This is a genomic window from Castellaniella sp. UC4447_H14 (assembly GCF_052978285.1).
In genome coordinates this window covers 2353967-2375160 of sequence record NZ_CM129666.1, presented here as the reverse complement: position 1 = coordinate 2375160, position 21194 = coordinate 2353967, and the positions used below count along the sequence as shown (strand labels likewise).

Genomic DNA, 21194 nt, shown 5'->3' with positions numbered 1-21194 from the left:
GCGGCGAGACCGGTTTCCTGGAAACGCAAAAGCCCGGGAAGGCTTTTCGGCTTCCCGGGCGCGGCGTACGAGGTCTTACTTCAGTTCGACCTTGGCGCCGGCTTCTTCCAGCTTCTTCTTGGCGTCTTCGGCAGTTGCCTTGTCCACGCCTTCCTTCACGGGCTTCGGTGCGCCATCGACCAGGTCCTTGGCTTCTTTCAGGCCCAGACCGGTGATTTCGCGGACAGCCTTGATGACGCTGACCTTGTTGGCGCCGATCTCGGCCAGCACGACCGTGAATTCGGTCTGCTCTTCAGCGGCGGCAGCCGCACCGCCCGCAGCCGGGGCAGCCGCCACGGCGACAGCGGCCGCAGCAGCGGACACACCGAATTTTTCTTCCATTTCCTTGATCAGCTCGGACAGTTCGAGCACGCTCATGGCGGCGATCGCGTCCAGGATTTCAGCTTTAGTTGCCATTTTTAGAACTCCAGATAATTGTATGAGCCAGGTTTGGTTGTCGCCGGTAACAGCGCAATGTCCCTGCAGACCGAATCAAGCGGCCTGCTTCTGGTCGCGGACGGCCGCCAGGCCGCGCACGAACTTCGTGGGCACTTCGTTGAGCGTACGCACAAACTGAGCGATGGGCGCCTGCATGGTGCCCAGCAGCTTCGAGAGCAATTCCTCGCGGGAGGGCATGGTGGCCAAAGCCTTCACGCCTTCCTGGTTCAGCAGGCTGTTGGGCAGAGCCCCGCCTGTGATGACCAGCTTGTCATTGGTCTTTGCGAAATCGGCCAGGACTTTGGCGGCCGCCACCGGATCTCCGCTGATCCCATAGATCAACGGACCGGTGAGCTGAGCGGACAACCCCTCGAAGGGGGTGCCACCCAGCGCGCGGCGCACCAGCGTGTTTTTCAACACGCGCAGGTACACGCCCGATTCACGCGCAGTTTTGCGCAATACGGTTACGGAGGCGACGTCCAGACCACGGTACTCGGCAACGATGATCGATTGGGCCCGGCCGACTTCCGCCGAGATTTCCTCGATGACCACCGCCTTTTCTTGGCGATTGAGACTCATGGTTGAACACTCCATCTAACGATGCCGGAGCAGGATCCCCGACATCAACCGAATGCGGCGCACCTGGTCGAGTTCATGAATGAATTCTTCCTGGGCGCCGTCTACGCTGGATCCGGCAAAACGGCCCGGGATTAAGCAGCCGGCTTCGTGAGAAACGGCCCGCTCCAGCGGTCTTTGACAGCGGTGGGCGATACGAGACCCCCCACAGCCCAAAGTTCTATTGGCCGGCCTGCGCGGCCAGCGATGCCACCTCGATACGCGCGCCGCCACCCATGGTGGAGGACACCGCGACCTTGCGCAGATAGATGCCCTTCATGGCCGTCGGACGAGCCTTGTTCAGGGCGTCGATCAGGGCGCTCAGGTTGGCCTGAAGCTTGTCGACATCGAAGGACGCGCGGCCGATCGTGCAGGCCACGATACCGGCCTTGTCGGTGCGGTACTGCACCTGGCCGGCCTTGGCGTTCTTCACCGCCGTGGCGACGTCCGGCGTCACCGTGCCGACCTTGGGGTTCGGCATCAGGCCACGGGGGCCGAGAATCTGACCGAGCTGTCCAACGACGCGCATGGTGTCCGGCGAGGCAATCACCACGTCGAAATCAATGGTGCCGCCCTTGATGGTGGCAGCCAGGTCTTCCATGCCCACGATGTCGGCGCCGGCTTCGCGCGCGGCGTCGGCCTTGTCGCCCTGGGCGAACACAGCCACGCGGACGGTCTTGCCGGTGCCCGAAGGCAGCACGACGGAGCCGCGCACGAGCTGGTCGGACTTCTTCGGGTCGATGCCCAGTTGCACGGCCACGTCGATGGACTCATCGAATTTGGCGGTGGCGGTTTCCTTGATCAAGGCCAGGGCCTCGGTCACCGGGTACAGCTTGGTGCGGTCGATCTTGGCGGCAATGGCCGCGACGCGCTTGCTGAGCTTGGCCATCACACCACTCCTTCGACATCGATACCCATGCTGCGCGCGCTACCTGCGATGGTGCGCACGGCGGCGTCCATGTCGGCGGCCGTCAGATCAGGTTCTTTGGTCTTGGCAATTTCTTCGGCCTGGGCGCGCGTCAGCGTGCCGACCTTGGAGGAATTGGGGTTCGAGGAACCCTTCTGCACGTTCGCGGCCTTCTTGATCAGAACCGTGGCCGGCGGAGTCTTCATGATGAACGTGAAGCTCTTGTCGGCAAACGCGGTGATCACCACGGGAATCGGCAGACCGGGCTCCATGCCCTGCGTCTTGGCGTTGAACGCCTTGCAGAATTCCATGATGTTCAAGCCCCGCTGACCCAGCGCCGGGCCGATCGGAGGGGAGGGATTGGCTTTACCGGCTGGCACTTGCAGCTTGATGAAGCCGACGATTTTCTTCGCCATGCGATGCTCCTGTCGGGTAATTGCGCCCGTCACGACCGTGACAGGCTCCCCGGGTTATAAACGCCCCCACGCTGCGCCTTCGGCTTGCGGCCACCCCGGGCCTGCATGGGGGGACGCCTTGCCGTGACACGGCCTGGCGGTAAAAAAATCAGACCTTTTCGACCTGACTGAAATCCAGCTCGACCGGCGTGGCGCGACCAAAGATCGTGACCGACACCCGGACCTTGCTCTTTTCGTAGTTGACTTCCTCGACATTGCCGTTGAAGTCGGCAAACGGACCTTCCTTGACGCGAACGGACTCGCCGACCTCGAACAAGACCTTGGGACGCGGCTTTTCGACGCCCTCTTCCATTTGCGACAGAATTTTCTCGACTTCGCTTTCGGAGATCGGCGCCGGCCGGTTGCCCGAACCGCCCAGAAAGCCCGTCACGCGATTGGTGCTCTTGACCAGGTGCCAGGTTTCGTCGGTCAGATCCATCTCGACCAGTACATAACCCGGGAAGATCCGCCGCTCGGAGATCGACTTGCGACCGTCCTTGATCTCGACGACTTCTTCGGAAGGCACGAGGATGCGGCCGAAGGCGTCCTGCAGCCCGGCGCGCTCGATGCGTTCGGCCAGAGCCTTATGGACGCTTTTCTCCATGCCCGAATAGACATGGACGACGTACCAGCGTTTGCTCATGCGGTTTATGTTCCTTAGTTCCAGCCCAGCAGCAGGCCGTAGATCACCCACTCGAGCAGCTTGTCAGCCACCCAGAGCAACGCACCCATGGCGATCACGAAAGCGATCACGATGCCTGTCATCTGGGTGGTTTCCTTCCGGGTCGGCCAGACCACCCGCCGCGTTTCGTTGTACGATTCACGCCCAAAGGCTGCTGTACGGCGACCGGTGTCGCTGAACCAGACGATGACGGCGGCCACGATCAGCCCCGCGATGAAGGCGCCGACGCGCACATAAATGGACTGATCGACCAGAACCGAATACGCGACGATTCCGGCGGCCACGACCAGCACGGCCAGACCGAGCTTGATGCGGTCGGCACCGCGATTGACTGTTTCTACGTTCTGGTGTGACATATATCGTCGATTGACACCGCATGACGCGGTGATGAGGTCAGTGGCAGGGGCAGAAGGAATCGAACCCTCAACCTTCGGTTTTGGAGACCGACGCTCTGCCAATTGAGCTATACCCCTACAACCCGCAAACAGTGCTGCACTGACACACCACTGAAAACCACGAATGGTGGGTAGCCAGCCCACCATTGTACATCAAAATTACTTGATGATTGTGGCGACGACGCCGGCACCGACGGTGTGGCCGCCCTCGCGGATGGCAAAGCGCAGGCCCTCTTCCATGGCGATGGGCGCAATCAGCTGCACCGTCATCGTCACGTTGTCGCCCGGCAGCACCATCTCCTTGTCGGCCGGCAGCTCGATGGTGCCCGTCACGTCGGTCGTGCGGAAGTAGAACTGCGGACGGTACCCCTTGAAGAACGGCGTGTGGCGACCGCCCTCCTCTTTGGACAGGATGTAGACTTCGGCCGTGAAGTTCGTGTGCGGGTGAATCGACCCCGGCTTGGCCAACACCTGGCCGCGCTCGACGTCCTCGCGTTTGGTGCCGCGCAGCAAAATCCCCACGTTGTCGCCCGCCTGTCCCTGGTCGAGCAGCTTGCGGAACATCTCCACGCCCGTGCAGGTCGTCTTCTGCGTGTCGTGAATGCCGATGATCTCGATCTCCTCGCCCACCTTGATCACGCCGCGCTCCACGCGCCCCGTCACCACCGTGCCGCGGCCCGAGATCGAGAACACGTCCTCGACCGGCATCAGGAAGGCCCCGTCGATGGCCCGCTCCGGCGTCGGAATGTAGCTGTCCAGCGTCTCGGCCAGCTGCATGATCGCCTGCTCGCCCAGCGGACCCGTGTCGCCCTCGAGCGCCAGCTTGGCCGAGCCCTTGACGATCGGCGTGTCATCGCCCGGAAAGTCGTACTTCGAGAGCAGCTCGCGCACCTCCATCTCGACGAGCTCGAGCAGCTCCTCATCGTCGACCATGTCGCACTTGTTCAGGAACACGATGATGTAGGGCACCCCCACCTGGCGGGCCAGCAGAATGTGCTCGCGCGTCTGCGGCATCGGCCCGTCGGCGGCCGAGACCACCAGTATCGCCCCGTCCATTTGCGCCGCGCCCGTGATCATGTTCTTCACGTAGTCGGCGTGCCCCGGGCAGTCCACGTGCGCGTAGTGCCGGTGCTCGGTCTCGTACTCCACGTGCGAGGTGTTGATCGTGATGCCGCGCGCCTTCTCTTCGGGCGCGTTGTCAATCTGGTCGTAGCCCTTGGCCTCGCCATGGCCGCTCTTCTTGGCCAGCACCGTGGTGATGGCCGCCGTCAGCGTCGTCTTGCCGTGGTCAACGTGCCCGATCGTGCCCACGTTCACGTGCGGTTTGGTCCGTTCAAACTTGCCTTTTGCCATGGCTGACTCCTGACTAGGGAAATAGAGAGCTAGTAGCTGAAAGTTGTGGTGCCCATGATGCGGATCGAACGCATGACCTCTCCCTTACCAAGGGAGTGCTCTACCACTGAGCCACATGGGCGGTATTTCAATCGATTACTGTCGAACCCAGTCCGCTGGAGCGGGTGAAGGGAATCGAACCCTCGTCGTAAGCTTGGAAGGCTTCTGCTCTACCATTGAGCTACACCCGCGATTCGGTACCCCGTGACAGCCCCCTGTTGTTCAGCCAGGGGATCGCCTGGTGGTGGGGGTTGGATTCGAACCAACGTAGGCGCAAGGCCAACAGATTTACAGTCTGCCCCCTTTAACCACTCGGGCACCCCACCGCAGCGAACTGTGGATTATGGGGAAATTGTGTTTCTGTGTCAAGCCGCAGGAGCGCCAGGGCCTGGCCGGCGGTCGGTCAGGCCGCTGAATCCTGGCGGGCAAGGATGTCGCCCAGGCCCTGGCGCTCCAGCAGCGCGTCCAGATGGTCCCAGTCGGTGAAGTCGATGACGAGCTGTCCGCCCTTGCGGGCGCCCGTCCGGATGCGGACTTTGGTCGCCAGGTGATCGGACAGCGCCTTTTCCAGGCGCAACAGATCGCCGTTGCCGGCCGCCTTTGCATGGGTTGTCCGAACGCCCGGCGCGGCGAGCGCCGCGTCCTGGTCGCGCAGCGCCCGGGCGACGCGCTTTTCAGTTTCGCGCACGGACAGGCGGCGGGCGATGACCTCGTTGGCCAGCAGGATCTGCAGGGCGGGGTCTGTGGCGAGCAGCGCGCGGGCGTGGCCCATGTCGATGTCGCCCGCCAGCAGCATGGTCTGCACGGGCTCGGCCAGGTTCAGCAGCCGGAGCAAATTCGTGGTCGTCGAGCGCGACCGGCCGATCGCGGTGGCGGCCTGTTCGTGCGTAAGGCCGAATTCATCCAGCAGGCGGCGCACGCCCTGCGCCTCTTCCAGTGGATTGAGGTCCTCACGCTGGATGTTTTCGATGAGCGCCATGACTGCGGCGTTCTCGTCGGCGACTTCGCGCACCAGGACCGGCACGTGGTCCAGGCCCGCCAGCTGGGCCGCGCGAAAGCGGCGTTCGCCGGCGATGATCTCGTATTGGCCGGCGGCCGCCTGGGGCAATGGCCGCACGAGGATGGGCTGCATGATTCCCTGTGTGCGAATCGAGTCGGCCAGCTCGTTGAGAGCGCTTTCGTCCATGTGGGTGCGAGGCTGATAGCGCCCGGCGAACAAGGCCGAGACGGGAAGCTGGCTCGGGGTATCGGCGGCCCGCTGCTTGCCCACGGTGGCCAATGCGTCGCTGTCGGCTCCCAGCAGTGCGTCCAATCCGCGGCCCAGGCCCTTTTTTCGAGTTGCCATGATGTTCTCCTGTCTATGCGGCGGCACGCCGGTTTGCGCCCACCCGGCGGATGAGTTCCTCGCCAAAGGCCAGGTATGCCTTGGCACCACGGGAAGAGCGGTCATAAACCACGCCGGGCATGCCGTGGCTGGGCGCCTCGGCCAGCCTTACATTGCGCGGCACGATGGCTTTGAAGACCTTGTCGCCAAAATGGGATTCAAGTTGATCGGAGACCTGCTGCTGCAGGGTGACCCGGGTGTCGAACATGACACGAAGCAGGCCGATCAGCTCCAGATCGGGATTCAGGTTCCGGTAGATGCGCTTGATGGTATTGACCAGATCGGACAAGCCTTCGAGGGCAAAGTACTCGCATTGCATGGGAATGATGACCCCGTGCGCCCCCGCCATCCCATTGAGCGTGAGCAGTGACAAGGTCGGGGGACAATCGATCAGGATGAAATCATACCGGTCACTGACCTGCAGCAGCGCCTGCTTGAGCTGGCCCTCGCGGTTCTCCATCTGGACCAGGTCGATTTCGGCGCCAGAGAGCTCGCGGTTGGATGGCAGCACGTCGTAGCCGCCGGACTCGGAGTGGACCGTGGCCTGTTCCACGGTCGTCTCCCCGATCAGCACCTGGTAAAGATTGACGGCAACACCGTTCTTGTCAATGCCGCTGCCCATGGTCGCGTTGCCCTGTGGATCCAGATCCACCAACAACACACGCTTGCGATGCTGCGCCAGCGAGGCGGCCAGGTTGATGGCCGTCGTCGTCTTGCCAACGCCGCCCTTCTGGTTGGCAATGCAGAATATGCGCGCGCCGGGTTTGGAATTGGGTTCAGTCATGGGGTTCCTTTGAGCCGAGTTCCAGCAGGCATCGTTGTGCCTCCATTTCAGGGACATGAAGCGCCAGATTGCGCTGCACTCGCCATCCCATCGCGGTTTCGAGTTCCTGTCGTTCCGCGTCGGGGAATTGTCCCTTCATCGCCAGCATCACGCCACCGGGCGCGCGATGGTGCGACGCAACGCGCACGAAGTGAGCCAAAGAGCTGAACGCACGCGAAATCACGATGTCGGCCCGCAACCCTTCCAGCGACTCCACCCTGCCCTGCAGCGCCCGTACATTGGACAGCCCCAAGACGCCCGCCGCCTGATGGATGAACGCAGTTTTTTTGCCCACTGCGTCCACACAGGTGATCTTCCAGTCGGGTTCGCAGATGGCTAGCATGATACCCGGCAAACCAGCCCCCGAGCCTATGTCCGCCACGGTCGTGTCGCGGCCTTTGCGGTAAGCTCGCAGCGCAGGGAGGATGGCCAGACTGTCGAAAACATGCTGAACCAGCATCTGCGAGGGATCCCTCACCGCGGTGAGATTGTAGGCACGGTTCCAGCGCTGGAGTTGCGCCAGATAATCCAGCATGAGCGGCGCGCGCCCTGCTTCATCCGCAAGGTCCAGGGCCTGCAGCGCATCAGCGAGTCGCCCCTGGAAGTCCGCCGCGGCCGGACTCATGCCGCCTTGCGCCCGTGGGAGTGCCGCTTCAAATGGACCAGCAGCAGAGAGATGGCCGCTGGCGTCACACCGGAGATGCGGCCCGCCTGGCCCACCGTCCGGGGCTGCGACAGCTTCAGACGCTGGCGCACCTCGATCGACAGCCCGGTGACGTCCTCATAGTCGAAATCATCAGGTATGGCTTGCTCCGTCTGCATGCGCTGGCGCTCGATCTCGGAAGACTGGCGTTCGACATAGCCTGCGTACTTCACCTGGATATCGACCTGTTCAGCCTGCACGGCATCCTGCAGCCCGGGACCGGCCAATCGGACACCGCCGGAGTCTTTCAGGTCCATCAGCGCCGCGTAGCTCACGCCCGGCCGCTTCAGGAGATCCAGCAGGCTGGGGTGCCGGTCCAGCCGGTGCACCGACATCGCCTCCTGTGCCTGTGCATCCAGGACCGCGGGGCTGACATGGGTACTGCGAAGGCGCTCGATCTCCGCCGCGACGGCGTCGCGCTTGCGGCAGAAAGCCGCCCACCGGGCGTCATCCACCAAGCCCAACGTGCGCCCGACTTCCGTCAGCCGCTGGTCCGCGTTGTCTTCCCGCAGGCTCAATCGGTACTCGGCGCGCGATGTAAACATTCTGTATGGTTCTGTTACACCTTTAGTTACAAGGTCGTCCGCCAGCACTCCCAGGTAGGCGGTACTGCGCTCCAACGTCCAGGGAGCGCGGCCGAGCGCCTGAAGAGCCGCGTTGGCGCCAGCGTACAGTCCCTGGGCGGCTGCCTCTTCGTAACCGGTGGTTCCGTTGATCTGGCCCGCAAAGAAAAGCCCACCGATATCGCGCGTTTCGAACCATGGGTGCAGGTGTCGGGGATCGAAATAATCGTATTCGATGGCGTAGCCAGGCCGCATAATGCGGGCGTTACCGAGCCCCGGCAGACTTCTGACCAGTTCATATTGCACATCGAACGGCAGGCTGGTGGAAATGCCATTCGGATAGATTTCGCACGACGACGCCCCTTCCGGCTCCAGGAAGACCTGATGGCTCTTCTTGTCGGCAAAACGGTGAATCTTGTCTTCTATCGAGGGGCAATAACGGGGTCCTATTCCCTCTATGGTTCCGCGATCACTGTACATGGGCGACCGATCAAGACCGGACCGCACTATCTCGTGCGAACGTTCCGTCGTATGCGTGATCCAGCACGGAACCTGTCCGGGATGCATATCGGCCGAGCCCAGAAACGAAAATACCGGGACGGGGTCAGTATCACCCGGTTGAACCTCGGTCTGGCTGAAGTCGATGGTCTTCGCATCGATGCGGGGTGGTGTCCCCGTCTTCAACCGGCCTTGCGGGAGCTTGAGCTCCTTCAACCGCTGCCCCAGACTAGTCGCCGGGGGGTCCCCCGCGCGCCCTGCCTCGTAATGCTCCAGACCCACGTGCATCAAGCCATTCAGAAATGTCCCTGCTGTGAGAACGACTGCCCGCGCTCGGAAGTCCAGCCCGATCTGTGTCCGGGCGCCGGCAACGCGGTCACCCACGACGATAAGGTCCACCACTGCCTGCTGAAAGATGGTCAGATTCTGCTGGCCCTGCAAGATCATGCGAATGGCTCGCCGATACAACGACCGATCGGCCTGTGCCCGCGTCGCACGCACGGCAGGGCCCTTGGATCGATTCAGAATCCGAAATTGGATCCCCGCCAGATCGGTGGCCCACGCCATTGCGCCACCCAGGGCGTCGACCTCCTTGACCAAATGTCCCTTGCCAATTCCCCCAATAGAAGGATTACAGGACATCTGGCCCAAAGTGTCCATGTTGTGGGTCAGAAGCAGGGTGGACGCGCCCATACGGGCAGCCGCCAACGCGGCCTCGGTTCCCGCATGGCCACCGCCAATAACCAAGACGTCAAATTCTTCTGGATAGATCATGGGATTGAAATCAGAGAGGTGCGGCGATTATACTTCGCGGCCCTGTGTAGACCAAGATCGGCAATGTTCCACGTGAAACGTCGGTGGTGGAACGTCCGTCATGTGTTCCACGTGAAACATCGGTCGCCCTTTCGAACGTTCCACGTGAAACAACTGCAAATGATCGCCAGTCTGATGCCACAGCACGAAGCACGCTCAAGATACGAAACGTAGCCTCTACGATTAGGCGGCACGCGCCGGTAAAGCAGGCTCGGTCCAATACGCCTGAATTGTCAGTGCAAAGTCGGCGGAAAGAGGGTCTACAACGAAGCCTGGCCGAACTTCCCGCCCTCCACCGTTAGTGGAGGCAGGGCGGGAAGCCGGCGATGTCTCTACTGTGACGTCCAGAGACATCAGAAGATCAGGGTACTGTCCAGGATCGGCGGGCAGAGCCCCCCGGGCGGCGCACGCCAAACCGACGGACATCAACGCGCCGCACCTCTTCCTGCTATCGACGCCCCGTACGTCAGCACGCACCACGCAGCCCGGCCCTAATAGCAACACCAGCGTCCCTACGCTGACCGCCGCGTCCAAATTAAATGCGAGGCCGCTTCACAAAACAAGAAGCAACACCACAGCCCCTGCGCCGGCTATTGAACGTGCCAACTACCCAGACAGGGGATAACACTGTGGACAACCCAGGTAAAACCGGCGTACAACTCTAAAGCCGACCCGATGAAAAAAGGCACCCCTCGGGGTGCCTTTCAATGCGAGTACCGCGACGCCTACAGCGGGCGGATCTCAGCGGCCTGGGGGCCCTTCGGGCCGTCCTTGACTTCGTATTGAACCGCCTGGCCTTCGTTCAGGCTGCGATAACCGCGACCCTCGATAGCGGAGAAGTGCGCGAACACGTCCGAGCCGCCGGCGTCGGGGGTGATGAAGCCAAAGCCCTTTTCAGCGTTGAACCATTTAACTTTGCCCGTTTGAGCCATGATCTGAAACGTCCTAAATGAATGAGAAAAAACAATGAATCCAGAACGCTGAAACGATACAGATCACACCCGGCGGAAACGCGATGGGCCAATCGATGCGAAACGTGCGTGCTGCTTGAATTGCATTGCAACAGGGAGCATAACCATGGGTAGACAAAAGTCAAATCATAGTTTACCCCTACTTGAAATTGTATTCGCGCCCCCGAAACGAATACAGATCAAACCGTCACATAACCCGTCAATTCGACCAATAAACAACACTTTCAGACATGAACCTGCTATCCAAACTACCAAACGTGGGCATTACCATTTTCACCGAAATGAGCGCCATGGCCTTGCAACACCACGCCATCAACTTGGGGCAGGGCTTCCCGGACTATCAACCGGCTGACGGGCTGATGCAGGCTGTGAACGATGCGATGTTGGCCGGTCACAACCAATATGCGCCCATGGCGGGCATGCCGATACTGCGGGAAGCGATCGCCAGCAAGGTGCAGGCCCAGCACGGCAGGGTCTACGACGCCGAGGAAGAGATCACGGTGACCGCCGGCGCTACCGAAGCACTGATGGCCAGCATTCAGGCACTGGTCGGACGGGGCGATGAAGTCATCCAGATCGATCCTTCCTATGACCTGTATGCGCCGGCGATCGCCCTTGCGGGTGGACATAGCGTTCGTGTCCCGATGTCGCCCCCCACGGAGGATCGGCTGGAGTTCGCGATCGACTGGGATGCCGTCCACGCTGCCGCATCGGAGCGCACACGAATGATCATCCTGAATTTTCCTCACAACCCTACCGGGCTGATCCTCAAAGATTCCGACCTGGATGCGCTCGAACAACTGATCACCCGCCATCCCAGAATCGTGGTTCTGTCGGATGAAGCGTACGAACACATCGTCTTCGACGACGAAGAGCAGCGCAGCGTGATCCGGCGTCCGGCCCTGGCTGAAAACAGCGTGCTCATCTCCTCCTTCGGGAAGACCTTTCACGCCACGGGATGGAAGATCGGCTACTGCTGCGCGCCCGAGTCCATCATGCGAGAGATCCGCCGGGTCCATCAGTTTCTTGTGTTCTCAGTGAATACGCCCATGCAGGTCGGCGTGGCTCACTATCTGAAGAATTCGAACGCCACCGCCGGCTTGTCGTCGTTCTACCAGCAAAAACGGGATCGCCTGGCTCATGGCCTGGCCGGCACACCGCTGACGCCCCTGCATTCGGCCGGGACCTTTTTCTTGCTGGTGAATACCTCAGCACTCGGGAGCGGGTCTGAGAAGCAGCTTGCCATCCGCCTGACACTCGACATCGGGGTCACCACCATTCCCGTGTCGGCATTCTACGAGAACGCAGACGATGCCCGCGCCAACCACAACCTGCTGCGCCTGTGCTTTGCAAAACAAGATTCCACGCTGGACCGTGCGATCGAGAGACTACAGGCCTTGAACTAGCCACGGCGGGCCGTAGCGTTTCCAATGACCATGAGTTCCTGCCTGGCGGTTTGCGTTCGCTGGAGGGTGAGAGGGTAAGGGTTTTACTGTTATCTCTTATATCAAACTGATAAGACTAATGGGTGCCTGTTGATAACTGGAACAACCATAATTATATATATGAATCAACAACTTGAAAGAAATTTGTCTGTGTGCAGTCGTGTGGACCCGGTGGGGACGGATTGGGGACGAAATCACTGAGCGCCAGAAACGCGTCTGTTGTGAACAAGTTGTAGACAGACAACCCACAACCGACGCCTATTGAGGTTATCCACAGGCCCTTGGGGTGGTTGCATACAGCTCTCCGTTGTCGAACAGTAGCGTACGCTCCGGCCAGTTCATGGCGGCGAGCCTGAAATGATTGGGGCTTGCTGCCCCGCCGTCGCTCTTGCGATCGCGCCATCGCGCACCGACCGAATAGTCCAGGCAAAAGGCCTGGCGGTTACGGCCATGCCATTCGGTCGGTGCAATGCCTTCGAAGAGCGTGCCGTATCGCCACGCGGTCGGGTCCGTGGCCGGGTGAAAGAGCCGCCAGTAGTGCCCGATCAGCACGGGGGTGGGATCGGGATCGTACTGCCACCAGGCGGTACGGTCCGAATAGCGCCAGCGGTTGCCTGAGAAGAAGGGACGCGGACTGCGCGCTTCAATCCCGGAAGTCAGTCGTTTGATCGGGTTGAGGCGCTGCTCCAGCGACTCGTAGTCGGCCACGGCATCAAGATACGGAGGGGGGTCGTTGCGGTTTTCCAGCTGGCCGGCCCAGCGGTCCATCTCAGCCCGGTAGCGGGCGTAGAGATTGTCCTTTTGGGCCTCTTTCGCGATACGCTGTTGCCAGTCATGAATGAGTGTCAGTATGCTGCCCGTGGGTGCCTCGGCAATGCTCGCTATGGAGGCCGCATCCCAGGCGGCGTGAACGATGCGCAAGCCCGGCATCTGCAGCGCCAGGGGCAAGGTGCACAAAAATTCGCGGATAGCCGGACGCTGTGCCGCGCTGGCCCGCGAAAAAGGCGCGTAGTAACGGGTGTCGGACTGTTGCCGGCTATCGAAGAACCAGCCTGAACCGTCCTTGGCATCATTGGCGAGCAGGTTGATTTCGTGATTGCCGAGGATGGCCATGGCGCGGCCCTGCTCGACGAGCGCCTGGACGCGGTTGATGACACCGACACTGTCCGGTCCGCGATCACAGAGGTCCCCTATGAAGATCAGCAGCCGCTGTCCGGCGCCCGGCTGCCGCTCCAGATGGACGAGGAGCTCATCGAGCGCCTGGCACTCGCCATGGATATCCCCGATCACGGCCAGCGGCCGCTCGGGCAGTGTCTGCAGAAGTGTCGTCATACCCCATTCTCCTTCTCGGCGTGATTGACGACAATGGGCATAAACATGCATAGCTTACTGAGGTGGCCATCGTGAGCCGGTACGAAATCAGCGGTTGGCAGGACAGCACGCAGCCGGGCTCTGGCGGCATGGTGCTGAAGAACCGGCTGTCCATCGTCAGTCGCCGCGACATGGACGCCGCCGAACTCGAATTGCTGCACAAGCTCTATCTGTTCGTATTGCGCGACCATTTGCCGCTGGGCCCCGTGACCGTGCGCATGATTCGGGACTGGCATCGCCGCTGGCTGGGGAACCTGTACGATTGGGCCGGACATGAACGCTCCGTGAATATGAGCAAGGGCGGGTTTCCCTTCGCGGCCGCCAGCCGCATTCCGGATCTGTTGCAGGCGTTCGAGCGCGACGTGCTGCTGCGCGAGACACCCTGCCGGGGAATGGATCATCGGAAACTGGTTTCCGCCATCGCCAGGACGCATGTGGAATTCATTCTGATTCACCCTTTTCGGGAGGGCAACGGACGAATTTCACGCCTGCTGGCGGATGTGATGGCGTCTCAGGCCGGGGTGGGGCCGCTGGATTACGGCGCCTGGGAGTCTGACCGCAACCGGTACATCCTGGCGATTCAGGCCGGCATGTCGGGCGACTACGCGCCTATGTGCGATCGCGTGGAGCGGGTGCTGCCCGGATAGCGCGGATCCAGGACGGATCCACCGGGCGGAATGCGCCGGGTGCAGCGTTATGCGGCCGTCAGCGGAACGGCGAGCTCCAGCGAACGGAACAGAGTCTCCGTTTGCAACTGCTGTTCGATTTCGCGACTGGGCTGCCCGGTTTCAATGGCCGTGGAACTGGCCACCGCACGCCGGATGCGCTGCGGGTCCACCGATCCGGTGGTCGTGGCAGAAGAGGTCACAACTGGAGAGGCGCTGGAAAGCATGGTTCATTATACTGCGCCGCCACGAACGGTTTCGGAAAGAATGATGCAGTTTCGCTACTGCGGAACTAAAATTGTCGCCAATGCGCGTCCCGGGCGGACGCGGGTGGCCCTGTTGGCTACGCAGGACTCGCCACGTAACAACACTGTCTCACAAAAAGCTTTGACGGAGATTCTCTTCATGCTGAAGATGACGGGTGCGGACACTATCCAGTTGCTCGAGGGATTGAGGGCCTATTCCCGGACAGGAATACGTGGGCTGAAGCGCGTGGTGGGCACGACCTCGCCCGGGCTGTTTCTGCGGGAATGGGTGGCACAGCCCGGAATCGTGGGAGCCATCTGGCCCAGTTCGCATCGTCTGGCACACGGCATGGCGCAACACATCCCCATTCGCGGGGATGGTCTGGTGGTGGAAATTGGCGCCGGAACGGGCGTGGTGACGCAGGCCCTCCTTGAAAAGGGTATTTCGCCGGACAGGCTGCGCGTGGTCGAACGTTCACCTTCGTTCGTTCATCACCTGCGCAAGCGCTTCCCGGCGGTTCCAGTGCTCCAGGGGGACGCAACCGCGCTGGATAGTCTGCTGCCGGAGGGGGTGCCGGTAGACGCCGTCGTCTCGAGCCTGCCGCTGCGCTCGTTGGCCCCAGCCGATGTGACGGCCATCCTGGATCAATGGTGCAACCTGGTGCGGCCTGGCGGTGTTCTGGTGCAGTTCACCTATGCCTTGCGGGGGGAGCCGCCCGCCTTTGCCGACTGTTTCGTGCAGTGTGGTCGCCAGTTCGTCTGGGGAAATCTCCCGCCTGCCAAGGTCATGAGCTTCGTGCGCCTGGCTCATTGAAGACTGCGGTTCACCCGCCGCAGGCGGCTGGCTGTCCGATCCACCCTTGGTCCAGGTAGCCCTGAATGATTGTTCGCCACCCCGCGATGGAAGCGGGGAGTTCCCGCCGGTATGTCCCGAATCTGTGGGACGTTTTTGCTTTTGCGCTCATACTGACCGCCCTTATCCTGATCTACAAAGGGGGCCACGAAACCTTTGCGCCCCTGGCCGTACTGGCGCGGCATCCGGTTTCACTCGATCCTGCCAATCTGCCGGAATACGCCTTGCGCACGACTTTGCGCATGCTGGCCGCGATGGTGATATCGCTGCTGTTCACCTTCATCTATGGATCGCTGGCCGCCAAGAATCGCCGCGCCGAGCAGATCCTGATTCCGCTTCTGGATATCCTCCAGTCAGTGCCGATCCTGGGGTTCATTTCCTTCACGGTGGTGGGCTTCATGGCCTTGTTCCCGGGGCGTGTCGTGGGTGCGGAGCTCGCCGCGGTTTTCGCCATCTTCACCAGCCAGGCGTGGAACATGACCTTCAGCTTCTATCAGTCGCTGAAAACCGTGCCGGAGGATCTTTTGGAGGTGTCACGCAGCTTTGGCTTGTCGTCCTGGCAGCGGTTCTGGCGGCTGGAAGTCCCGTTCTCCATGCCCGGCCTTGTCTGGAACATGATGATGTCCATGTCCGGCGGCTGGTTTTTCGTGGTGGCGTCGGAGGCGATCTCGGTGGGCAACACGACCATCACCTTGCCGGGCATAGGCTCTTATGTCGCATTGGCGATCGCACACCGGGATTTGCACGCCATCGGCTGGGCTGTCGTGACGATGTTGGCCGTCATTCTCGTGTACGACCAATTGTTGTTCCGTCCCCTGGTCGACTGGAGCCGGAAATTTCGTGTGGAACTGACAGGAACCGATTCCGGCAATCATTCCTGGCTGTTGGTGCTGATCCGTCGATCCAGACTATTGCCCGCAGGGTTCGCGCCCATCGGAGAACTCTTCAGCGGACTGGTGCGTCGCCGCGTGCCGACCGTGCCGATCCCATCGGCGAGCGCGCGCCTGGAGCAGGCCGGCCTATGGGCCGGACGAGCCTGGCAAGCTGCAGCTGCCGTCGTGGCCGCCATCATGATCTGGCACATCATTGCCTTTGTGGCGACGGGAGCGAGCTGGTCGGAGTTCAGCAAAGTGCTTGCGCTGGGACTCCTCACGTTACTGCGGGTTGTGGTTCTGACGATTCTGGCGACGCTGGTCTGGGTACCGGTCGGAGTCTGGGTGGGGCTTCGGCCGAAGGCGGCTGAAAGGGTCCAGCCGCTGGCGCAATTTCTCGCGGCGTTTCCCGCCAATCTGGTGTTTCCGTTTGCCGTCGTCGTCATCGTGCGCTTCCATCTGACGCCCGACGTCTGGCTGTCGCCGCTGATGGTCCTGGGTACTCAGTGGTACATCCTGTTCAATGTCATTGCCGGTGCCAGTGCATTCCCAGGCGATCTGAAGGAGGCGGCTGCGAACTTCCATGTGGGCGGCTGGAACTGGTGGCGCAAAGTCATTCTGCCCGGCATTCTGCCGTACTACGTGACCGGCGCCATCACGGCCAGCGGTGGCTCCTGGAACGCCTCTATCGTGGCCGAAGTCGCGAGCTGGGGAGACACGACATTGCGCGCACACGGCTTGGGCGCCTACATTGCCGAAGCGACCACCGCGGGAGATTTTCCCCGCGTCGTACTCGGGATCGTGGTGATGACGGCATTGGTGACCCTGCTGAATCGCGCGGTCTGGCATCCGCTGTACCATTTTGCCCATCGCCAGCTTCGTCTGGGTTAGTGTCGACACAATACAACCGAACGGGACACTAGGAATTTCGCGATGATGAATGAAACTCCGCTGCAGCCCGCAGTCGCTCCCGCCCCCCTGGTGAATCTGGAGGGCGTGCGTCAGATCTATCACAAGAGCGACAAGGCGGATCTGGTGGTGCTCGATGACGTTTCCATGAAGGTGGATGCGGGTGAAATCGTCGGGCTGCTGGGGCGTTCCGGTTCGGGAAAGTCCACGCTGTTGCGCATCATTTCGGGTCTGCTGCTGCCTACGGACGGAACGGTACGCTGGTGCGGCGAACGGGTGTCCGGACCTTGCAAGGGTCTGTCCATGGTGTTCCAGAGCTTTGCGCTGTTTCCGTGGCTGACCGTCCTGGCGAACGTGGAAATCGGACTGGAGGCTTTGGGCGTGCCCAAGGAGGAAGGGCGGCGCCGTGCGCTGGAAGCCATCGATCTGATCGGGCTGGACGGGTTCGAAAGCGCTTATCCCAAAGAGCTGTCGGGCGGCATGCGCCAGCGCGTCGGCTTTGCCCGTGCGCTGGTGGTGCATCCCCGCCTGATGCTGATGGATGAGCCATTTTCCGCGCTGGATGTGCTGACGGCCGAGACGCTGCGTACGGATATCGTGCAGCTCTGGATATCCGGCAAGCTTCCCATCCAGTCCATTCTGATGGTGACGCACAACATCGAGGAAGCCGTCCTGATGTGCGATCGGTTGCTGGTGTTTTCAGCCAATCCGGGGCGTGTGGCTACCGAGATCCGCGTGGACCTGCCGCGGCCTCGCAATCGGCTCAGCCCGCAGTTCCGGGAATTGGTGGACGATATCTACGGCTTGATGACCCAGACCGTGCCCGACGAGCGCCCGGGCCGGCGCCTGGGCGAGATACTGACGGCCTCCGGCATCGGCATGCCGCTGGTCAGCGTCTCCACCAATCGTCTGGCGGGGATGGTGGAAACCTTGACGGCGGAGCCGTACCAGGGGCGGGCCGACCTTCCGGATCTGGCGGAGCGGCTGCAAATGGAAGCCGACGAGCTGTTTCCCGCCATGGAGACGCTGCAATTGTTGCGCTTTGCAACCATGGAGCAGGGTGACGTCCATCTTACGGACGTCGGCCGGCGTTTCGCGGACTCTGACGTGGACGCGCGCAAGCGGCTGTTCGGCCAGCAACTGCTGGCCCATGTCCCGCTGGCGGCGCTGATCGGGCGGGTACTCGAGGAGCGTCCCAGTCACCGGGCGCCTTTCGTCCGGTTTTCGGCCGAACTGGAAGACACCATGTCGGAGGAGCGTGCGGAAGAGACCATGCGGGCCATCATCTCGTGGGGCCGCTACGGGGAACTGTTCGGATACGACGAACAGACGCGCGAGTTCAACCTGGAAAATCCTTGAGCGGTCTGCGCGGAAAACATACCGAGACGTGCAGACCTTGCTGGCGGCCGGGATCCGCGAAATCCAGCGCAATATCGGCGCCCAGACGGTAAGCGATGGCGCGGACGATAGCCAGACCTAGCCCGGACCCGGTCTGTCCGCTGCCCAGCGTGCGGTAGAAGGGGTCGAACACGCGTTCGCGCTCGGCCGGGGCGATGCCGGGCCCGGTGTCGCAGACGTGCAGCGTGACCGATTCCATATCCTGCGTGACGGCCAGATTCACGCGGCCGCCTTCGGGTGTGTAGCGGATGGCGTTGTCCAGGAGGTTCTTCGCCAGTGTGATGAGCTCCAGTTCGTTGACCTGGATCCGTGTGTCCTCGGTTCCTTCCAGTCCGATATCGATGTGCCGGGCCTCCGCCAGCGGCATCAGGTCTTCCAGCGCGCGCCGCAGTGTGTGCTGGACCGAGACTGGGGTGGGAGCGTGGGCCGCCGGCGATTGTGCCCTGGCCAGTGCCAGCAGTTGATTGAGCAGCTTGCGCACCCTCTCGATTCCGGCCCGCAACTCGGCCAGCCGCGCTTGCGCTTCGGGCGCCATGCCGGCCTGGGACAAGCGCTCTGCTTGTAGCGAAAGTGCCGTCATGGGCGAACGTAGCTCATGGGCCGCGTCCGCTACGAAGCGGCGCTGAGCCTCCATGGACTGGCCCACGCGTCCCAGCAGCCGGTCAATGGCGCGGGCAAATGGGCGCACTTCTGTGGGAAGCTGGTGGTCCCCGATGGGATGCAGGTCTTTGTCGTCCCGCTGGTCGATGCTGGCCGAGAGCGTTGCAATGGGGCGAAACATGTTGCGCACGAGCCATATTACGATGATGACGAGGATCGGAACGAAGACCAGCAGTGGCATCACAGTCCGGAATGCGCTGTGGGTCGCGATCTCGTCCCGGAAGTGGATTTCCTGCGCGACCGCAATGCGCTGCCCGCCGGCGGTTTTGGGTACGACAACGCGATAGGTTTCGTGCCCCAGGGCGAGCGTGTGCCGACCGGTGCCCAAATCGTTGGGCAGCGCCAGCGCATCTTCGCCGTCTTCGTGGACGCTCAGGTTCGGCTGATCCGGCCGCAGCGGCCACACCAGAACCCGGGCATCGTCGTCCCGATCGCGCACACGCAGGGCGCGGACTTCATTGATCGGCTGCTGGCGGAGTACCTCTGCGATCTGGTAGAGAATACTGTCCTGCAGCTTGTGAGCCTCGTGCCGGGCCGAGAAGAATGATACGGTACCCGCTGCCATGGCCATGAGCAGGATTGCCAGCGCGAGCACCCACGAAAGCTGGAGCTGGATCGAATCCCGGCCATGCGAGGCCACCATCCTCAAGCGCGTTTTGAGACCATCCATCCCAGTCCTCTGACATTGCGGATGATGTCGGCGCCCAGCTTGCGCCGAAGACCATGGATCAGGAATTCCACGGCGTTGCTTTCGACCTCTTCGCCCCAGCCATAGATGCGGTCTTCGAGCTCTCGACGCGACAGGATGGCTCCCGGGCGTATCAGTAGCGCGTGCAGCAGCGAGAATTCGCGCGCGGACAATGCGGCAGGCTCTCGACCCGGCACGCTGGCCATCTTGGTCACCGGGTCCAGCATCACCAGGCCATTGCTCAGTGCTGGCGCTCCGGTGCCCCCTTTGCGGCGCAGAACGGCCCGCATCCGGGCCAGCAATTCGGCCATGTCGAAGGGCTTCATGAGATAGTCGTCGGCTCCGCCGTCCAACCCCTGCAGACGATCGTCGAGCGCGTCCCGCGCGGTCAGGATGAGCAGCGGCACCGGATCACCGGCGGCACGAATGCCGGCCAGGACCTCCAGCCCGTCCTTGCCGGGCAACCCCAGATCGAGCAGTATCAGGTCGTAATGCTGCGCGCTGGCTGTGGTCAGCGCGCTCGGGCCGTCGCGCACCCAGTCGGCGGCATAAGAGGCATCTTTCAGGGCAGCCTGGACGGCCGCCCCTATCATGGGGTCGTCTTCCACCAAAAGTACGCGCATGGATTTCCTGGGCGGGCGCTGTGGGCCTTACGGCAGCATGCGGCGCAATGTGTTGTCGCGCATCCAATAGTGGTGGAACAGTGCGACCAAAGCGTGCAGACCGACGAGGTAGTAGCCGACGTTGCCGATGGTTTCATGGATTTCCTGCAATGTCTCGGCGAGTGGCTTGTCCGGCGGGACGAGCGGCATCAGATGCACGCCCAGGGGCAAGTCGAGCGTGCCTTTTGCGCTCACCACGAACCATCCAAGAATGGGCATGATGACCAGGAACGCGTAGAGCGTGACGTGCATGGCTTTGGCCATGGCGAGCTGCCAGTGCGGTGGTTCGGGAGCGATGGCCGGTGTCCGGTCGTAGAGGCGCCGCACCAGCAGGCGGGCCAGCACGATGCCGAATACCGTGATGCCCATGAGTTCGTGCCACCCCTGCATGGCGTCGCGCGCCGGGCTCTTCTTGGGGAAATATCCCTTCAATTCGATGAAGGCGTAGACGGCGATCAGCAGGAGCAGCGTGAGCCAGTGCATGAAAATGACGGCTGGCTGGTATCGGTCGCGGCGCATGGGGATTGCCGTGGCCTCAGGCCGCGACGGGCGGTTCAGAGTGTCTGTCATGGAGCTTCTCCGCAATGGTGTGGTGTTCACGCGGGACAAACGATACGGGAATAGACTTAGCCGGACCTTAGCGCATTTTCGGCCGTGGCCGCAGGGATCCGTGGCAGTTTGTTGCTTGCGCAACCCGGGATTGATGGCCTTTCTTTGACATAGGATAATTTTTACGCCCGAAAGAGCG

At 61.9% G+C, this 21194-nt stretch carries 22 protein-coding genes and 4 tRNA genes; 5 read left to right on the top strand and 21 right to left on the bottom strand.

The genetic code is table 11. The annotated features are described in order from the left end of the window. Window positions 1–75 precede the first annotated feature (75 nt). The 16 genes from rplL to ACVCMJ_RS11375 form a co-directional block, all read right to left on the bottom strand. The gene (gene rplL, locus ACVCMJ_RS11450) at window positions 76–456 is read right to left on the bottom strand and encodes a 50S ribosomal protein L7/L12 (protein ID WP_447081530.1); all 381 of its coding nucleotides are present in this window, start codon (window positions 454–456) and stop codon (window positions 76–78) included. 75 nt (window positions 457–531) lie between these two features. After that, window positions 532–1056: a 50S ribosomal protein L10 gene (gene rplJ / locus ACVCMJ_RS11445; RefSeq protein ID WP_447081529.1), complete on the bottom strand. Its 525-nt coding sequence runs from the start codon at window positions 1054–1056 to the stop codon at window positions 532–534. 217 nt (window positions 1057–1273) lie between these two features. Beyond that, complete coding sequence (gene rplA / locus ACVCMJ_RS11440; RefSeq protein WP_447081528.1) at window positions 1274–1981, bottom strand: 50S ribosomal protein L1; 708 nt, start codon at window positions 1979–1981, stop codon at window positions 1274–1276. Then, window positions 1981–2415: a 50S ribosomal protein L11 gene (rplK, locus tag ACVCMJ_RS11435; protein ID WP_447081527.1), complete on the bottom strand. Its 435-nt coding sequence runs from the start codon at window positions 2413–2415 to the stop codon at window positions 1981–1983. Before rplK ends, rplA begins: the two co-directional genes overlap by 1 nt. A gap of 148 nt (window positions 2416–2563) precedes the next feature. After that, on the bottom strand, window positions 2564–3097 hold the full coding sequence (gene nusG, locus ACVCMJ_RS11430; RefSeq protein ID WP_447081526.1) for a transcription termination/antitermination protein NusG: 534 nt from the start codon (window positions 3095–3097) through the stop codon (window positions 2564–2566). 14 nt (window positions 3098–3111) lie between these two features. Next, on the bottom strand, window positions 3112–3492 hold the full coding sequence (secE, locus tag ACVCMJ_RS11425) for a preprotein translocase subunit SecE (RefSeq protein ID WP_447081525.1): 381 nt from the start codon (window positions 3490–3492) through the stop codon (window positions 3112–3114). A 41-nt stretch (window positions 3493–3533) separates the two neighbouring features. Further along, window positions 3534–3609 (bottom strand) — tRNA-Trp (locus tag ACVCMJ_RS11420). Between the two features lie 81 nt (window positions 3610–3690). Continuing rightward, a complete protein-coding gene (tuf, locus tag ACVCMJ_RS11415) occupies window positions 3691–4884 on the bottom strand; it encodes an elongation factor Tu (protein WP_447081524.1) in 1194 nt (397 codons plus the stop codon). Window positions 4885–4930: 46 nt separating this feature from the next. Continuing rightward, a tRNA-Thr gene (locus ACVCMJ_RS11410) sits at window positions 4931–5005 on the bottom strand. A gap of 35 nt (window positions 5006–5040) precedes the next feature. Then, window positions 5041–5114 (bottom strand) — tRNA-Gly (locus ACVCMJ_RS11405). A 48-nt stretch (window positions 5115–5162) separates the two neighbouring features. Continuing rightward, a tRNA-Tyr gene (locus ACVCMJ_RS11400) sits at window positions 5163–5249 on the bottom strand. Window positions 5250–5326: 77 nt separating this feature from the next. Next, window positions 5327–6268, bottom strand: a complete 942-nt coding sequence (locus ACVCMJ_RS11395) for a ParB/RepB/Spo0J family partition protein (RefSeq protein WP_447081523.1) — start codon at window positions 6266–6268, stop codon at window positions 5327–5329. A 13-nt stretch (window positions 6269–6281) separates the two neighbouring features. Next, complete coding sequence (locus tag ACVCMJ_RS11390; protein ID WP_447081522.1) at window positions 6282–7091, bottom strand: ParA family protein; 810 nt, start codon at window positions 7089–7091, stop codon at window positions 6282–6284. Continuing rightward, window positions 7084–7755: a 16S rRNA (guanine(527)-N(7))-methyltransferase RsmG gene (rsmG, locus tag ACVCMJ_RS11385; protein WP_447081521.1), complete on the bottom strand. Its 672-nt coding sequence runs from the start codon at window positions 7753–7755 to the stop codon at window positions 7084–7086. The genes ACVCMJ_RS11390 and rsmG overlap by 8 nt, the downstream gene beginning before the upstream one ends. Continuing rightward, window positions 7752–9668 (bottom strand): tRNA uridine-5-carboxymethylaminomethyl(34) synthesis enzyme MnmG, encoded by a 1917-nt coding sequence (gene mnmG / locus ACVCMJ_RS11380; protein ID WP_447081520.1) that lies wholly within the window; start codon window positions 9666–9668, stop codon window positions 7752–7754. The genes rsmG and mnmG overlap by 4 nt, the downstream gene beginning before the upstream one ends. A 764-nt stretch (window positions 9669–10432) precedes the next feature. Next, window positions 10433–10639 carry a cold-shock protein gene (locus tag ACVCMJ_RS11375; protein ID WP_291770870.1) on the bottom strand — a complete coding sequence of 69 codons (207 nt, stop codon included), beginning with the start codon at window positions 10637–10639 and terminating at the stop codon, window positions 10433–10435. Between the two features lie 269 nt (window positions 10640–10908). On the opposite strand from ACVCMJ_RS11375, the gene ACVCMJ_RS11370 reads away from it, so the two are divergent. Beyond that, on the top strand, window positions 10909–12084 hold the full coding sequence (locus ACVCMJ_RS11370) for a methionine aminotransferase (protein WP_447081519.1): 1176 nt from the start codon (window positions 10909–10911) through the stop codon (window positions 12082–12084). Window positions 12085–12390: 306 nt separating this feature from the next. Here the strand turns inward: ACVCMJ_RS11370 and ACVCMJ_RS11365 are convergent, their stop codons facing one another. Continuing rightward, entirely contained in the window at window positions 12391–13455 is a 1065-nt protein-coding gene (locus ACVCMJ_RS11365; RefSeq protein ID WP_447081518.1) for a metallophosphoesterase, read from the bottom strand. Window positions 13456–13526: 71 nt separating this feature from the next. Between ACVCMJ_RS11365 and ACVCMJ_RS11360 the strand changes: the two genes are divergently transcribed. Further along, entirely contained in the window at window positions 13527–14141 is a 615-nt protein-coding gene (locus ACVCMJ_RS11360) for a Fic/DOC family protein (RefSeq protein WP_447081517.1), read from the top strand. 47 nt (window positions 14142–14188) lie between these two features. Here the strand turns inward: ACVCMJ_RS11360 and ACVCMJ_RS11355 are convergent, their stop codons facing one another. Continuing rightward, window positions 14189–14386: a hypothetical protein gene (locus ACVCMJ_RS11355; protein ID WP_447081516.1), complete on the bottom strand. Its 198-nt coding sequence runs from the start codon at window positions 14384–14386 to the stop codon at window positions 14189–14191. Between the two features lie 178 nt (window positions 14387–14564). On the opposite strand from ACVCMJ_RS11355, the gene ACVCMJ_RS11350 reads away from it, so the two are divergent. The 3 genes from ACVCMJ_RS11350 to ACVCMJ_RS11340 all read left to right on the top strand — a co-directional run bounded on the left by ACVCMJ_RS11350 (window position 14565) and on the right by ACVCMJ_RS11340 (window position 18397). After that, entirely contained in the window at window positions 14565–15218 is a 654-nt protein-coding gene (locus tag ACVCMJ_RS11350; protein WP_447081515.1) for a class I SAM-dependent methyltransferase, read from the top strand. Window positions 15219–15283: 65 nt separating this feature from the next. After that, window positions 15284–17020: an ABC transporter permease gene (locus tag ACVCMJ_RS11345; RefSeq protein ID WP_447081514.1), complete on the top strand. Its 1737-nt coding sequence runs from the start codon at window positions 15284–15286 to the stop codon at window positions 17018–17020. A 42-nt stretch (window positions 17021–17062) separates the two neighbouring features. Continuing rightward, entirely contained in the window at window positions 17063–18397 is a 1335-nt protein-coding gene (locus ACVCMJ_RS11340; RefSeq protein ID WP_447081513.1) for an ABC transporter ATP-binding protein, read from the top strand. Here ACVCMJ_RS11340 and ACVCMJ_RS11335 read toward each other — a convergent pair. The 3 genes from ACVCMJ_RS11335 to ACVCMJ_RS11325 are packed head-to-tail and all read right to left on the bottom strand — an operon-like array spanning window position 18378 to window position 21016. Next, window positions 18378–19766: an ATP-binding protein gene (locus ACVCMJ_RS11335; RefSeq protein ID WP_447081512.1), complete on the bottom strand. Its 1389-nt coding sequence runs from the start codon at window positions 19764–19766 to the stop codon at window positions 18378–18380. The two genes, ACVCMJ_RS11340 and ACVCMJ_RS11335, sit on opposite strands and share 20 nt — an antisense overlap. Beyond that, window positions 19742–20407, bottom strand: a complete 666-nt coding sequence (locus ACVCMJ_RS11330; RefSeq protein ID WP_447081511.1) for a response regulator transcription factor — start codon at window positions 20405–20407, stop codon at window positions 19742–19744. The genes ACVCMJ_RS11335 and ACVCMJ_RS11330 overlap by 25 nt, the downstream gene beginning before the upstream one ends. A gap of 27 nt (window positions 20408–20434) precedes the next feature. Continuing rightward, window positions 20435–21016, bottom strand: coding sequence for a cytochrome b (locus ACVCMJ_RS11325; protein WP_447081510.1), 582 nt, complete (start codon window positions 21014–21016; stop codon window positions 20435–20437). Between the last annotated feature and the right edge of the window lie 178 nt (window positions 21017–21194).